The following is a 14,285-nucleotide window of genomic DNA, read 5'->3' on the forward strand; positions in this document are numbered from 1 at the left end:
CGCCGCTTCTTGTTTTTGTTGGCGGCTTTCTGGGGTTAGCGGTCAGTCTGCGACCACGGTAAAAGGCTCCTTGAACCAGTGTTCTTCGAGGTTGGGGGAGGTGCCGATCCGGTCGACAACAATGTATTGGCCGGGCGCGCCAAGGGGCGCGAGCACCCCGTGCCAGGTGCCCCGGTGCAGGTTGATGGACTGGCCCGGCTGGCTGATGAAGGCCTGCAGGTTGACCGGCACGCCGCAGTTGTCATCGGCCACCACAACCAGCATCGGCACGCCGCTCACTGGCACAAAGGCCTGGCTGCCCTCCGGGTGGCGTTCCACCATGTCCACCTTGTGCGGCAGATGGCGGGCCTTGGCGTCAAACAGGCTGATCCCGGCCCGTCCGTCCGGACCGAAATCCAGCGCCGCGCGGTCGTGGTGACGCCCGCACATGCCCTGATTGATGATCTTGTCCGGCGCGCCCGCAACCTCGATCACATCGCCATAGGGTGCAAAAGCCGCTGCGGTCAGCGGCTTCGCTATCAGCCGCCCGCTCACGGCAGCAGGTCCTGCAGCCGGAACTGGGCGATGCGCTCGACCTGGCGGCAAGCCTCATCGAACTCGGTGGCCCGGTCATTGTGGATACGCCGGTGGAAGGCCTCCATGATCGACGCCTTGTTGTGGTCGCGCACCGCAATGATGAAGGGGAAGCCGTGCTTTTCCACATACTCGGTGTTGAGCCGGGTGAAGGTCTCGCGCTCCTCATCAGTCAGCATGTCGAGACCAGCACTGGACTGTTCCGAGGTGCTCTCCGCGGTCAGCCGTCCTGCCGCAGCCAGCTTGCCCGCCAGATCAGGGTGCGCGGTCAGCACGCCCAGGCGCTCGTCCTCAGATGCGGTGCGGAAAATCCGGCACAGCGCGTTGTGGACGCCGGCGGCGCAGTCATGCGCGGGCCCCAGCTCCAGATCAAAGGCACGGTCGGCGATCCAGGGCGAATGCTCGAAGATCGAGCCGAACTTGGCGACAAACGCCTCGCGCTCCATTTGGCTGGGGCGCTCGCGCTTCACCGGCGGGTGGGTTTCTGCCCAATGCTCAGCAATGTCGATGCGGCGCGGGCACCAGACACCCTCGAAGCCCTGGATATAGTCGATGAACCGCTTGAGCCCGGCGATCTTGCCCGGACGGCCCACCAGACGGCAGTGCAGGCCGATGGTCATCATCTTCGCAGCACCCGCCTCGCCCTCGGCATAGATCACGTCAAAGGCATCCTTCAGATACTGGAAGAAATGCTCGCCCGTGATCCAGCCCGGCGAATTGGAAAACCGCATATCGTTGGCTTCCAGCGTGTAGGGAATGATCAGCTGATCACGGCCGCCGGACTCCAGCCAATAGGGCAGGTCGTCGTCATAGGTGTCGGAGATGTAGTCAAACCCGCCTTCCTCGGCCACCAGCCGCACCGTATTGGCGCTGCAGCGCCCGGTGTACCAGCCGCGCGGGCGGGTGCCGGTGACCTCAGTGTGCAGGCGCACCGCCTCGGCAATCGCCGCGCGTTCCTCCTCCTCGGCCATGTCCTTGTGCTCGACCCATTTCAGGCCGTGGCTGGCGATCTCCCAGTCCGCGTCCTTCATCGCCTGCACCTGTTCCGGGCTGCGGGCCAGGGCGGTGGCAACGCCATAGATGGTCAGCGGAATGCCCGCGCCGGTGAACAGCCGGTGCAGCCGCCAGAACCCGGCGCGCGACCCGTATTCATAGATCGACTCCATGTTCCAGTGGCGCTGGCCGGGCCATTGCGCGGCACCTGGAATGTCGGACAAGAAAGCTTCCGAGGCCGCATCCCCGTGCAGGATGCAGTTCTCGCCGCCTTCTTCGTAGTTCAGAACAAATTGCACGGCGGCTTTGGCCCCATTGGGCCACTGCGGGTCGGGTGCGGCAGCACCGTATCCGCGCAAGTCACGGGGATAGCGCGTCACGTCAGGTCTCCTGTCTTTTTATTATGTATAGAACAGATAATCCGCTTCGGCTTTCAGTATATTTTTGAAAGAACTTTTTGACTCTTCCTTCTGTATGCATTGGCCTGATGCGCGCATACCTAGGGAAACGGAATTGAAAGGAGGCTGGCATGGCCGGATTTCTGACCACCCATGTGCTGGACACCGCCCGCGGCTGCCCGGCGGAAGGGCTGAAGATCGATCTCTACCGGATCGAAGGCAAAGAGCGCATCCATCTGCGCAGCCTGACCACCAATGATGACGGGCGCACAGATGAGCAGATCCTGCCTGCAGGCGAATTTGCCACCGGCACCTATGAACTGGTGTTCCACGCCGGCGGCTATCTGCGCGCCACCGGCCAGGCCGGCGCCGACCCGCTGTTCCTGGACGAGGTGCCGCTGCGCTTTGGCATGAGCGAGGCTGACAGCCACTACCACGTGCCGCTCTTGCTGTCGCCCTACGGCTACTCCACCTACCGCGGCAGCTGAGCCGCACGCCCCAAGATACCTCTCCTCCCGCTTGGCATCTGCCGGCGGTTCCCGTCCCAGGCAACTGGGGCGGGCTTTTTCATTCTGAGGGGGGGGGCGCCTGAATGTGGTCCACCATGAAATCCATGAACAGCCGCACCTTGGGGTCCTGGTGGCGGCGGTGAACATAGAGGCACGCCATCTGGATCGGAATCGGCGGCTCCTCTGCCAGCACCGGCACCAGCCTGCCGGAGGCCAGGTGTTCCGAAATCTCGAATACCGGTTTCAGGATAATGCCGTGCCCGTCCAGCGCCCAGCTGGTCAGCACATCGCCATGGTCCGATTCAAACGGCCCGGTGACCGTCACCCGCTTGACCCCGTCCTGACTGCGCAGCGGCCATTGGAACTCCGGCGCACCGGGATAGCGCAGGTTCAGGCAGTCATGCGCCTCCGTCTTCAGCTCATCGCTGTTCTTCGGCTGGCCGCGCTGCCTGATGTACTCTGGCGCCGCACACAGCACCCGCGGGCAATCGGCGATCTTGCGGATGCGCAGGTTTGAATCCTCCGGCACGCCCAGGAAAAACGCCGCATCCAGCCCCTCTGCCGCCAAGTCCAGCTTGCGGTCCGACAGCCGCAGCCGGATCGAGATCAGCGGATAAGCTTCCTTGAACTTCGGCACCGCCGGCGCAATCAGCCGCTGCCCCAGCCCCAGCGGTGCGGCCACATACAAGGTACCGCGCGGGGTTTGGGTGACGCTGCTAATGTCAGCCTCAGCCTCATCCACCGCTTCCAGAATCTTGACCGCGCCGTGATAGAACAAGTTGCCCTGTTCGGTCGGATTGAGCAGCCGGGTGGTGCGCTGGAACAGCCGCACATTCAGGTGATCCTCCAGCTGCGAAATCCGCGACGACGCCACCGCCGCTGAGATCCGCATGTCACGTGCGGCGGCAGACATGTTGCCAAGTTCATAGACGCGGACAAAGGTGCGGATATTGTCGAGATAGGCCATTCACGTATTCTTTGTGTTATTTTGAAACAGCTTGGATTTTTTACCTAATACATGAAAATAACGCCATGCTCTAGTCTCGGGTCAAAGCTTATGAGGAGAGAACAATGGAAGAGCTCGTGATCATGTGGGACTGGCTGGGCTTTGCGGTCCGCTGGCTTCATGTCATCACCGCCATTGCCTGGATCGGATCGTCCTTCTACTTCGTCGCGCTGGACCTTGGCCTGCGGAAGGTTCCGCATCTGCCGGTCGGCGCGCACGGCGAGGAATGGCAGGTCCACGGCGGCGGTTTTTATCACATCCAGAAGTATCTGGTGGCACCGGAGAACATGCCGGACCACCTGATCTGGTTCAAATGGGAAAGCTACGCCACCTGGCTGTCAGGCGCGGGCCTGCTGATGATCGTCTACTGGGCGGGCGGGGAGCTGTACCTGATCGACTCCGCCAAGGCCGACCTGGCCCTGTGGCAGGGCATCCTGATTTCCGGCGCATCGCTGACCATCGGCTGGATCGTCTATGACTTCCTGTGCAAATCGCCGCTGGGGGAAAAACCGACCTTCCTGATGGTGCTGCTATTCGTGCTGCTGGTCGCCATGGGCTGGGGCTACAACCAGATCTTCACCGGCCGCGCGGTGATGCTGCACCTGGGCGCCTTTACGGCTACCATCATGACTGCAAACGTCTTTTTCATCATCATGCCGAACCAGCGCATCGTGGTGAAGGACCTGCAGGAAGGCCGCACGCCGGACGCCAAATACGGCAAGATCGCCAAGCTGCGTTCGACCCATAACAACTATCTGACGCTGCCGGTGGTGTTCCTGATGCTGTCGAACCACTACCCGCTGGCCTTTGCCACCGAGTACAACTGGCTGATCGCGGCGCTGGTGTTCCTGATGGGCGTGACCATCCGCCACTACTTCAACAGCAACCACGCGGGCACCAGCAACCCGACCTGGACCTGGCCGGTGACCGCCATCCTGTTCATCGGCATCATGATCCTGAGCCAGGCGCCGCTGCAGCAGGACACCTACGAGGAATCCGAGGCGCGGGAGCTGACCAAATCCGAGCAAGTGTTTGCCAGCAATCAGCATTTCGAGGACGTGATGAATGTGGTGCCGGGCCGCTGCGCCATGTGCCACGCGCGGGAGCCCTACTATGACGGCATCCGCCGCGCGCCCAAGAACGTGCTGCTGGAGACCCCGGCCGATGTGGCGAAATACGCCAAGGATATCTACCTCCAGGCAGGTGCTACCCATGCGATGCCGCCCGCCAACGTCACCTTCATGGAGGACGAGGAGCGCGCCCTGATCCGCCGCTGGTACGGCAGCGCCTCCAAGGATCTGCCGCTGACACTGGCCGCGAACTGACGCTGTCAGACACTTTCAAACCGGATGGCTCCGCCCCTGTGGCGGGGCCATTTTTTTTCCGGCACCCCGCATGCACCCCCCGTACACCCCCCCTGCACCCCCAAAGCAGCAAAAAACCCGGGAACNNTACACCCCCTGTGCACCGCCAATGCAGCAAAAACCCGGGAACCAATTGCCCAAGCTGCGCGTTACCTCGGCATAGGGTTTGCCCAACTGCGCCGGATCTCCGGGGCTTCCGGCCTGTTCAGCCACAGCGCCACTCCGTTGCGGGCACCCTTCGCTTGGGCGGCACCAGCCGGGGGTGGCCGCCCGGAAATGCGGCAACACTGCCGGGGGGAGTGGACGTTGAAGGAGGAAACACGATGCTTAGGAAACCCATCGCAATCGGATTTGCACTCTGCACCGTTTTGGCCGCCTGTGGCGACACCACCGGCGAGCGGCTGGTCTACGGCGCCGGTGCCGGCGCGGCCGGCGCCGCCGTTCTGGACGGCAATCCGGTGACAGGGGCGGCTGTCGGGGCCGCGGCAAACCTGCTCTACTGCCAGGAAAATCCGCACCGCTGCTAAGGCGAGAACCCTGGTCATTCAAAAGGCGGGCAAGCGGTGCCCGCCTTTTCCTTTGCCTCTAGCCGCCCGCTTCGCTGCGCCGGAAAGCGGCGAGGCCCTGTTTTACCGCATAGTCCACAAACAGGCGGATCTTGGGGTCCTGCAGTTTCCGGTGCGGATAGAGACAGCCGAAAATGGTCGCCTCAGGCGGGGTGTCCGGCAGCACCTCGACCAGCGCGCCGCTCTTCAAATGCGCGGCGACGTCAAAGCGCGGCTTGTTGACGATGCCGCGCCCGTCCAGCGCCCAATTGGTCAGCACGTCGCTGTCATCGGCGTCGTATTTTCCCGAAACCTCCAGCTTGCGCGGCCCCTCAGGCGTGGTCAGCGTCCAGTAATATTCAGGTGAGCGCGGATAACGCAGCAGCAGGCAATTGTGGCCGCTCAGCAGATCCTCCGGCACCTGCGGGGTGCCGTGGCGCTCCAGATACTCCGGCGCCGCACATAGCACCCGGGCGCAATCGGCGATCTTGCGCATCTTCAGGGTGGAATCATGCGGGGTGCCGATAAAGAAAGCCACATCCAGCCCGTCGGCCAGAATATCGACCTTGCGGTCCGACATCCGCATGCGGATTTCGGTGGCCGGATACTCCTCGACAAACCCCGGCACCAGCGGCGCGATGATGCGGCGGCCAACGCCCAGCGGCGCGGTCACCCGGATCACCCCGCGCGGCGCGGCGGAAAACTGCGAGACCACCGCCTCGGCGTCCTCAATCGATTCGAGCACCTTCTTGGCTTCGGTATAAAACAACTGCCCGGCCTCTGTCGGGGTCAGCGATCTCGTGGTACGGTTGAACAGCCGCACTCCAAGGTGCTTTTCAAGCTCCTTGATCCGCTTGCTGGCCACGGCGGGAGTCAGCCGCAGATCCCGCCCGCCAGAGGTGATGCTGCCCAGTTCGACGACTCGGGTAAAGACCCGCAGGGATTCCAGATAAGACATGGTTCACAGACCTTTACGGGGCGCGTTTCCCGCTTGCCCTGATGAGCAGAGGTCGGCAAACGCACCGGTTCCGGCACCTATTAGCCTAACCATTTTCAACAGGGTGTTGAAAGCCTTTCGCGATTGCAGCCGTTAACCGAGGCAGTCAGACAAGGTAAAAATGACATAAGCGGGCCAGCTCGGCCCAAGAGACATTCGGGAGGCCCCATGGCACATCAAACCGGCATACGCTTTCTTCTGAACGGCAAGGACATTGTGCTGGAGGACGTGAAGGCGACCACCACTCTGCTGGATTTCCTGAGGCTGGAGCAGCGCCTGACCGGCACCAAGGAAGGCTGCGCCGAGGGCGACTGCGGCGCCTGCACCGTGCTGGTGGGCCGTCTGCATAATGGCGCCCTGCGTTATGAGGCGGTGAACGCCTGCATCCGTTTCCTGGCGTCGCTCAATGGTTGCCACGTTGTGACGGTTGAGCATTTGTCCGGCCCGAACGGCCGTCTGCACCCGGTGCAGCAGGCGATGGTCGAATACCACGGCAGCCAGTGCGGCTTCTGCACCCCCGGCTTCGTGATGTCGCTTTATGCGCTGTGGATGGAAAACCCGCAGCCGAACGAGGCTGAGGTGGAAACCGCCGTGCAGGGCAACCTGTGCCGCTGCACCGGCTATGAGCCGATCGTGAAGGCCGCACTTGCAGTGAACCAGTACGGTACCCCGGCCAATGACTACCTGACCACCGAACGCGACAGTCTGACCGCCAAGCTGAAGGCGATCCAGCCGGAGGCCCGCGTCGTGACCGGCCCCGAGGATGACCGTGCCATCCTGCCGCTGAATGCGGCGGATCTGGCAGAGGTGCTGGCCGAGAACCCCAAGGCAACTATCGTCGCGGGCTCCACCGATGTCGGCCTGTGGGTCACCAAGTTTATGAAGCCAATCTCTCCGGTGGTGTTTGTTGCCCACCTGGAGGAGCTGAAGGCGGTTGAGCTGACCGACGACGCGCTGACCATCGGTGCCGGCGTCACCTATACCGAGAGCGAAGCGGCGATCCGCGATGCCTTCCCGCACCTGAGCGCATATTGGGACCGAATCGCCGGCTGGCAGGTACGCAACATGGGCACCATCGGCGGCAATATCGCCAACGGCTCCCCCATCGGGGACACCCCGCCGGTGCTGATCTCGCTGGGTGCCGAGGTGACGCTGCAGAAGAAGGGCAGTTCTCGCACGCTGCCGCTGGAGGAGTTCTTTATCGACTACGGCAAGCAGGACCGCGAGCCGGGCGATTTCGTCGCCTCGATCCGTATTCCGCGCCCGGCGGCAGGGCAGATTGATGCCGCCTACAAAATTTCCAAGCGCCGGGACGAGGATATCTCCTCGGTTGCCGCCGGGGTCAGCGTCACCGTGAAGGACGGTGTGATCACAGCTGCGCGGATCGCATTCGGCGGCATGGCAGCAACGCCCAAGCGCGCTGCGGGCGCTGAGGCCGCGCTGGTGGGCCAGCCCTGGGGCGAGGCCGCGTTCGACGCAGCGGCCGAAGCGGTGAAGCAGGACTTCACCCCCTTGAGCGACTGGCGCGCCTCCGCGGAGTACCGCGCGCTGACGGCCAGCAACCTGCTGCGCCGCTTCTACCTGGAACATGATGCGGGAACCGCCGGTGCTGTCCGGCTGGCCGTCGCCTGAGGAGATTTTGAGATGAAAGACCATCAGACCATCAGCGGCGCCGTGCACCATGACCGCCAGCACGACAGTGCCATCAAGCATGTCACAGGGCGCGCCGAATACACCGACGACATCGCCGAGCCCTATGGCACGCTGCACGCTTACCTGGGTGTCTCCACCGTGGCGCACGCCAATATCAAAAGCATCGACCTGTCTGCCGTGCGCGCCGCGCCCGGCGTGGTGGACGTGCTGACCGCCGATGACATTCCCGGCGTCAACGACATCAGCCCCACCGGCAAACATGACGAGCCGGTGTTCCCGACAGAGAAGGTCGAATTCCACGGCCAGCCGATGTTTGCGGTGATTGCCGAGACCCGCGATGCCGCCCGCCGTGCGGCGGAGCTGGCAGAGGTGGACTACGAGGTGCTGCCCCACGCCCTGGACCCGGTTCAGGCGCAGGAGGCGGGCTATCCGATGATCACCGATCCGCTGAAGCTGGAGCGCGGCGACGTTGAGGCCGGGCGCAAGGGTGCTCCGCACCGCATCCAGGCGCAGATGACCGTTGGCGGACAGGACCACATGTATCTGGAGGGGCACATCGCTTTTGCCGTCCCCGGCGAAGATGAGGATGTGACCGTGCATTGCTCCACCCAGCACCCCAGCGAAGCGCAGCATATGGTGGCGCATGTTCTGGGCGTCGCGAACAACGCGGTCACCGTCAACGTGCGCCGCATGGGCGGCGGCTTTGGCGGCAAGGAAAGCCAGATGAACCTGTTCTGCGCGGTGGCTGCAATCGCCGCGAAGAAGCATAACCGCCCCGTGAAGATCCGCCCGGACCGCGATCAGGACATGACCGCCACCGGCAAGCGCCATGACTTCGTGATCGACTATGACGTGGCCTTTGACGGCGACGGCCGCATCCAGGCGGTCGAGGGCGGCTTTGCCGCGCGCTGCGGCTACTCCTCGGACCTGTCCGGGCCGGTCACCGACCGTGCACTGTTCCATGCGGACAACGCCTATTTCTATCCGAACGTGCTTCTGAAAAGCCGCCCGATGAAGACCAACACCGTCTCCAACACCGCTTTCCGCGGCTTTGGCGGCCCGCAAGGTGTGGTTGCGGCGGAGCGGATGATAGAAGAAATCGCCTATGCCCTTGGCAAGGATCCGCTGGATGTGCGCAAGGTCAACTTTTATGGCGAAGAAGGCCGGGATCTGACGCCCTACCATCAGAAGGTGGAGGACAACATCCTCGACCGGCTGATAGGGGAGCTGGAGGAAAACGCCGAATACCGCAAGCGCCGGGAAGAGATCATCGCCTTCAACAAGGAGTCGAAGATCATCAAGAAGGGCATCGCCCTGACGCCAGTGAAATTCGGCATTTCCTTCACCGCGACCTGGTACAATCAGGCGGGCTCGCTGATCCACGTCTATAACGACGGCTCGATCCACCTGAACCATGGCGGCACCGAGATGGGGCAGGGCCTCAACACCAAGGTGGCGCAGGTTGTGGCCGACGCCTTCCAGGTGGATTTCGAGCGCATCAAGATCACCAAAACCACCACCGAGAAGGTGCCGAACACCTCCGCCACCGCGGCCTCGTCCGGGTCAGACCTCAACGGCATGGCGGCGCTGGATGCGGCGGAGCAGATCATTGCCCGCCTGACCAAGTTCGCGGCTGAGAAGTATGAAGTCTCCGAGGCGGAGGTCGAATTCCTGCCCAACCGTGTACGCGTTGGCAGCGAGGAGATCCCCTTTGATACGCTGGTGAAAGAGGCCTATATGGCCCGCGTCCACCTGTCGGCGGCGGGCTTCTACAAGACGCCGGAAATCCACTGGGACCGCGCGGCGGGCAAGGGGCAGCCGTTCTTCTACTACGCCTATGGCGCGTCTTGCTCCGAAGTGTCTGTCGATACGCTGACCGGCGAATACCGGGTGGAGCGCACCGACATCCTGCATGACGTGGGCCGCTCGCTGAACCCGATCCTGGACAAAGGTCAGGTGGAGGGCGCCTTCATCCAGGGCATGGGCTGGCTCACCACCGAGGAGCTGTGGTGGGACGGCGAAGGCCGCCTGCGCACCCATGCGCCCTCGACCTACAAGATCCCTCTGGCCTCTGACCGGCCGCGCATCTTCAACACGCAGCTGGCCCAGTGGTCGGTGAACAAGAAGCGCACCATCAAGCGGTCCAAGGCCGTGGGCGAGCCGCCGTTCATGCTGGGCATCTCGGTGTTCGAGGCGCTGTCGATGGCGGTTGCCAGCACCGCGGACTACAAGGTCTGCCCCCGTCTGGATGCGCCAGCCACGCCGGAGCGCGTGCTGATGGCGATCGAAACCCTCAAAGCGCAGGGCTGAGCCATGACCCGCCGCCCTTCCCTCCAGGACTTTCTGGCCAGCCACAAACATGTGGTGCAGGTCGCGCTGACCCGCGTTCGCGGTTCCTCCCCGCGCGAAACCGGCACCTGCATGTTTGTGGCGCCAGGCGGCCTTTGGGGGACCATTGGCGGCGGTCAGCTGGAATATATCGCCATCGACCACGCCCGGCGGATGCTGAAGCAGGATGTGATCAGCGACACGCTGGATGTGCCGCTGGGGCCGGAAATCGGCCAGTGCTGCGGCGGCCGGGTTGAAATGTCACTGGCGCAGATGCGCCAGGCCGACCGCGACGATGCCATTGCCCGCCAGCAGGCCGAGGAGCAGGCCCTGCCGCATGTCTATGTGATGGGGGCAGGACATGTTGGCCGGGCCCTGGCGGATCTGTTCCAGCACATGCCGTTGCGCTGCATCCTGATCGACCAGCGCGCCGAAGAACTTGCCTTGTGCAACGCGGACGTGGAAATCCGCCAAAGCGCAATTCCTGAGATCGACATCGCCACCGCGCCCGCGGGCAGCGCCTTTGTTGTTCTCACCCATGATCACGCGCTCGACTTCCTGCTTGCCTCCGCTGCCCTGCAGCGCGGCGATGCGGGCTATGTCGGCCTGATCGGATCGGCCACCAAGCGGGAGAAGTTCCGCCGCTGGTGCCGGGACCATTGCGACGGTCTGGGAACCGACCGTCTCATCTGCCCCATCGGGGCAAGCGGTAGCCGCGACAAGCGGCCCAGCGTCATCGCGGCCTTCGTGGCAGCGGAAGTGATTGCTGATTTGACCTCTGAAACTGCCGCGTCCGCTCCATCACGGAGCACTGACCTGCCCCAAGCGGGTAAGCAACCGGACGCAGAGGGAGACACGGCTGGAGCAATCAGCCGGTAAGGACTGCGTCCTCTGATAGGAGGAGGCCGCCATGACCACAGGGCGGAGCTATACGTACAAACTGTTCGCGCGGAATGACTTCAGTGCATTCTGGGCGCTGTTCACAGACAACCTGATCAACCTGATCGTGCTTTCGGGCATCTGTCAGTTTGTCTTCAACATGCCTGCCGACATCGTGTTCGGCCGCATCGTGCCCGGCGCCGCAGTGGCGATCCTGGCCGGTATCGCGGTCTACACCTGGCTGGCCAAGCACACCGCCGAGAAAGAGGGCCGCGATGTGACCGCGCTGCCTTATGGCATCTCGACCCCGGTGATGTTCGTCTATCTGTTCGGCGTGATCGGGCCGATTTACTGGTCCACCAATGACGCCATGCTGGCCTGGCAGGTGGGCATCGGCGCGGGCTTCATGGGCGGTATCGTTGCCGGTCTTGGCGCCATTGTCGGCCCCTGGCTCAAGCGGGTGACCCCGCGTGCCGGCATGCTCGGCACGCTCTGCGGTATTGCGCTGGTGTTCATCGGCACCGTGCCGCTGGCGACGATTTTCGAGAACCCGTTCATCGGCTTTGCCTCGATGATCATCATCCTGTGGGGCCTGGTCGGCCGCCACCGGCTGCCGTTCAACATCCCGGCAGGCCTGTTGGCGCTGATTGTCGGTACCGTTGTGGCGCTTGGCATGGGCGAGGCTTCGGTGTCTCTCGATGGCGTTGGCGTTTACTTGCCGGTTCCTTACATCGGCGACCTGATTGCCGGTATCCAGCATCTGTTTGCCAACCCGGAGCTGTTCCTGGTCCTGGTGCCGGTGCAGATCTACAACTTCATCGAAACCATGAACAACGTCGAAAGCGCCGAAGCGGCGGGCGACCACTATCCGGTCGGCCTGTGCCAGGTGACCGACGGCGTTGGCACCATGATCGGTGCGGTCTTCGGCTCGCCGTTCCCGACCACCGCCTACATCGGCCACCCGGCCTACAAGCGGATGGGCGCGCGCTCTGGCTATATCATCGGCGTCGGCATCGTGATCCCCTTTGCCGCCTTCTTTGGCCTGCTGGCGTTCCTCAACAACCTGATCCCAGTGGCCGCGGCCGCGCCAGTGCTGGTATTCGTGGCGCTGAGCCTGGTGACCAATACTGCGCATTCGGTCAAGACCGACCACATCGCTGCGGTGACGATTGCAATGATGCCGCATGTCTCGGCCTTCCTGGTGATCAAATGGGGTGCACTGGCAGGCGCGTTGGGCGCACTGGGTGCCACCGGCATGGCCCAGATGGGCGATCCTGAGCTGACAGCAGCGCTGCTGCAGCAGGGCGCCCATTACGAAGGCCATCTGGCCCTCAGCCAGGGTGCGATCCTAACCGGCCTGATCTGGGGCGCCATCGTGGCCAGCGTGATCGACGGCGACTTCCGCAACGCGGGCGGTTTTGCCCTGGCAGCGGCAGTGATGTCGCTGGTCGGCGTGATCCACTCTGCCAGCCTGCATTGGCCGGAGTTCAGCGGTGTTGCCATGGGCTACCTGATCGCTGCGGCCTTCCTGTTCATCTACCCGATCTTCCACAAGGCGGATGAGCATGAGGAAACCGAAGAGGACGGTGTGAAGCCCCATGTGCCGCATCTGCCGGCGGGCGAATAATCCAACATGACACCCAAATGACAATGGGCAGGGGGCTGCGCGCTCCCTGCCTGCGAACCAAGGACAACACAGATATGACATCGAAACAGACGCTGCTGCGCGGCCGGGTGCTTTCCTTCACCGCCGAGCCGCAAGACCCCCAGGACACCAGCGCCTATGAGTTCATCGAGGACGGCGCGCTGCTGGTCGAGGACGGCATGATCCTGGCCAAGGGCAGCTATGATGCGCTGGCCCGGCAGGCGGCAGAGGCGGAGGTGATCGACCACCGCCCGAACATCCTGATGGCCGGCTTCATCGACACCCACCTGCATTTCCCGCAGGTGCAGGTGATCGCCTCCTGGGGCTCGCAGCTGCTGGAATGGCTGAACAACTACACCTTCCCTGAGGAGGTCCGTTTTGCCGATGCCGGCCACAGTGCTGAGATGGCCGGGCATTTCTTTGACCTGCTTACCAGCCACGGCACCACCACCGCCGTTGCCTATTGCTCAGTCCACAAAACCTCCGCCGAGGCCTATTTCACCGAGGCCGCACGCCGCAACATGCGGATGATCGGCGGCAAGGTCATGATGGACCGCAACGCTCCAGAGGGCCTGCTGGACACGCCCGTAAGCAGCTATGACGACACCAAGGCGCTGATTGAAAAATACCACGGCAAGGGCCGCGGCATGTACGCGATCACCCCGCGGTTCGCCATCACCTCCACCCCCGATCAGATGGAAATGGCCGGCGCCCTGGTGCAGGAGCATCCGGATTGCTACGTCCAGACCCACCTGTCGGAAAACCACGACGAGATCGCCTTTACCGCGGAACTCTATCCGCAGGCGCGGGATTATCTGGACGTCTACCAGTCCTACGGGCTGCTGACCGAAAAGATGCTGCTGGGCCATTCGATCCACCTGCAGCCGCGCGAGATCGATGCGCTGGCCGAGACCCAGGCCAAGCCGGTGTTCTGCCCGACCTCCAACCTGTTCCTGGGCAGTGGATTGTTTGACGACGCGGGCCTGCGCGGGCGCGGCATCACCAATGCCATCGCCACCGACATCGGCGCCGGCACCAGCTATTCGATGCTGCAGACCCTGAACGAGGGCTACAAAGTCCTGCAATTGCAGAACCAGAGCCTGCACCCCTTGCGCGCCTTCCACTGGATCACCCGCGGCAACGCCGTGGCGCTGGGGCTGGAGGACAAGATCGGCACGCTGGAAGCAGGCACCGAGGCCGACATCGTGGTGCTCGATTCCCGCGCCACCCACGCGATGGACCTGCGGATGCAGCGGGCGGAGACCTTGTCCGAAGAGCTGTTCATCCTGCAGACCCTGGGTGACGACCGTTCGATCGCGCAAACCTATGTGGCCGGTCAGCCGATGAAGGCCTGACACGGAAGCCGCGGGCCAACGCCCGCGGCACTTCTACCTC

The 14,285-nt window shown here is 63.3% G+C and carries 12 protein-coding genes; 8 read left to right on the forward strand and 4 right to left on the reverse strand.

What is annotated here, in order from left to right:
• Positions 1 to 42 precede the first annotated feature (42 nt).
• Positions 43 to 534, reverse strand: a complete 492-nt coding sequence (locus tag RA25_RS11595; protein WP_039172437.1) for an ureidoglycolate lyase — start codon at positions 532 to 534, stop codon at positions 43 to 45.
• A complete protein-coding gene (puuE, locus tag RA25_RS11600; protein WP_039152363.1) occupies positions 531 to 1,946 on the reverse strand; it encodes an allantoinase PuuE in 1,416 nt (471 codons plus the stop codon). The genes RA25_RS11595 and puuE overlap by 4 nt, the downstream gene beginning before the upstream one ends.
• 149 nt (positions 1,947 to 2,095) lie before the next feature.
• Here puuE and uraH point away from each other — a divergent pair, with 149 nt between their 5' ends.
• Positions 2,096 to 2,452, forward strand: a complete 357-nt coding sequence (gene uraH / locus RA25_RS11605; RefSeq protein WP_027233834.1) for a hydroxyisourate hydrolase — start codon at positions 2,096 to 2,098, stop codon at positions 2,450 to 2,452.
• 79 nt (positions 2,453 to 2,531) lie between these two features.
• Here the strand turns inward: uraH and RA25_RS11610 are convergent, their stop codons facing one another.
• On the reverse strand, positions 2,532 to 3,440 hold the full coding sequence (locus tag RA25_RS11610; RefSeq protein WP_039172440.1) for a LysR family transcriptional regulator: 909 nt from the start codon (positions 3,438 to 3,440) through the stop codon (positions 2,532 to 2,534).
• A 104-nt stretch (positions 3,441 to 3,544) separates the two neighbouring features.
• Between RA25_RS11610 and RA25_RS11615 the strand changes: the two genes are divergently transcribed.
• Together RA25_RS11615 and RA25_RS11620 are read left to right on the forward strand one after the other, a co-directional pair.
• Positions 3,545 to 4,804, forward strand: a complete 1,260-nt coding sequence (locus tag RA25_RS11615; RefSeq protein WP_039152354.1) for a urate hydroxylase PuuD — start codon at positions 3,545 to 3,547, stop codon at positions 4,802 to 4,804.
• Positions 4,805 to 5,166: 362 nt separating this feature from the next.
• Positions 5,167 to 5,370 (forward strand): hypothetical protein, encoded by a 204-nt coding sequence (locus tag RA25_RS11620; RefSeq protein ID WP_019294497.1) that lies wholly within the window; start codon positions 5,167 to 5,169, stop codon positions 5,368 to 5,370.
• 58 nt (positions 5,371 to 5,428) lie between these two features.
• Here RA25_RS11620 and RA25_RS11625 read toward each other — a convergent pair whose 3' ends face one another.
• Positions 5,429 to 6,346 carry a LysR family transcriptional regulator gene (locus RA25_RS11625; protein WP_039152352.1) on the reverse strand — a complete coding sequence of 306 codons (918 nt, stop codon included), beginning with the start codon at positions 6,344 to 6,346 and terminating at the stop codon, positions 5,429 to 5,431.
• A gap of 207 nt (positions 6,347 to 6,553) precedes the next feature.
• On the opposite strand from RA25_RS11625, the gene xdhA reads away from it, so the two are divergent.
• From xdhA to guaD, 5 genes are all read left to right on the forward strand, one after another.
• A complete protein-coding gene (xdhA, locus tag RA25_RS11630; protein ID WP_039172443.1) occupies positions 6,554 to 8,017 on the forward strand; it encodes a xanthine dehydrogenase small subunit in 1,464 nt (487 codons plus the stop codon).
• A 12-nt stretch (positions 8,018 to 8,029) separates the two neighbouring features.
• Complete coding sequence (xdhB, locus tag RA25_RS11635) at positions 8,030 to 10,348, forward strand: xanthine dehydrogenase molybdopterin binding subunit (RefSeq protein WP_039172447.1); 2,319 nt, start codon at positions 8,030 to 8,032, stop codon at positions 10,346 to 10,348.
• Positions 10,349 to 10,351: 3 nt separating this feature from the next.
• On the forward strand, positions 10,352 to 11,245 hold the full coding sequence (gene xdhC / locus RA25_RS11640) for a xanthine dehydrogenase accessory protein XdhC (protein ID WP_039152347.1): 894 nt from the start codon (positions 10,352 to 10,354) through the stop codon (positions 11,243 to 11,245).
• A gap of 31 nt (positions 11,246 to 11,276) precedes the next feature.
• Positions 11,277 to 12,872, forward strand: a complete 1,596-nt coding sequence (locus RA25_RS11645; RefSeq protein WP_039172450.1) for a xanthine/uracil/vitamin C permease — start codon at positions 11,277 to 11,279, stop codon at positions 12,870 to 12,872.
• Between the two features lie 74 nt (positions 12,873 to 12,946).
• Complete coding sequence (gene guaD / locus RA25_RS11650; protein WP_039172534.1) at positions 12,947 to 14,245, forward strand: guanine deaminase; 1,299 nt, start codon at positions 12,947 to 12,949, stop codon at positions 14,243 to 14,245.
• Positions 14,246 to 14,285: the final 40 nt, after the last annotated feature.

Source organism: Leisingera sp. ANG-S5, assembly GCF_000813925.1.
In the GTDB taxonomy this organism is placed as follows: domain Bacteria; phylum Pseudomonadota; class Alphaproteobacteria; order Rhodobacterales; family Rhodobacteraceae; genus Leisingera.

Bases quoted from the DNA above. Each gene is read 5' to 3' on its own strand.
- RA25_RS11615 (WP_039152354.1), top strand. From the start codon at position 3,545: ATGGAAGAGCTCGTGATCATGTGGGACTGGCTGGGCTTTGCGGTCCGC.
- RA25_RS11610 (WP_039172440.1), bottom strand. From the start codon at position 3,440: ATGGCCTATCTCGACAATATCCGCACCTTTGTCCGCGTCTATGAACTT.
- RA25_RS11645 (WP_039172450.1), top strand. From the start codon at position 11,277: ATGACCACAGGGCGGAGCTATACGTACAAACTGTTCGCGCGGAATGAC.
- xdhB (WP_039172447.1), top strand. From the start codon at position 8,030: ATGAAAGACCATCAGACCATCAGCGGCGCCGTGCACCATGACCGCCAG.
- RA25_RS11625 (WP_039152352.1), bottom strand. From the start codon at position 6,346: ATGTCTTATCTGGAATCCCTGCGGGTCTTTACCCGAGTCGTCGAACTG.
- guaD (WP_039172534.1), top strand. From the start codon at position 12,947: ATGACATCGAAACAGACGCTGCTGCGCGGCCGGGTGCTTTCCTTCACC.
- xdhC (WP_039152347.1), top strand. From the start codon at position 10,352: ATGACCCGCCGCCCTTCCCTCCAGGACTTTCTGGCCAGCCACAAACAT.
- RA25_RS11620 (WP_019294497.1), top strand. From the start codon at position 5,167: ATGCTTAGGAAACCCATCGCAATCGGATTTGCACTCTGCACCGTTTTG.
- uraH (WP_027233834.1), top strand. From the start codon at position 2,096: ATGGCCGGATTTCTGACCACCCATGTGCTGGACACCGCCCGCGGCTGC.
- xdhA (WP_039172443.1), top strand. From the start codon at position 6,554: ATGGCACATCAAACCGGCATACGCTTTCTTCTGAACGGCAAGGACATT.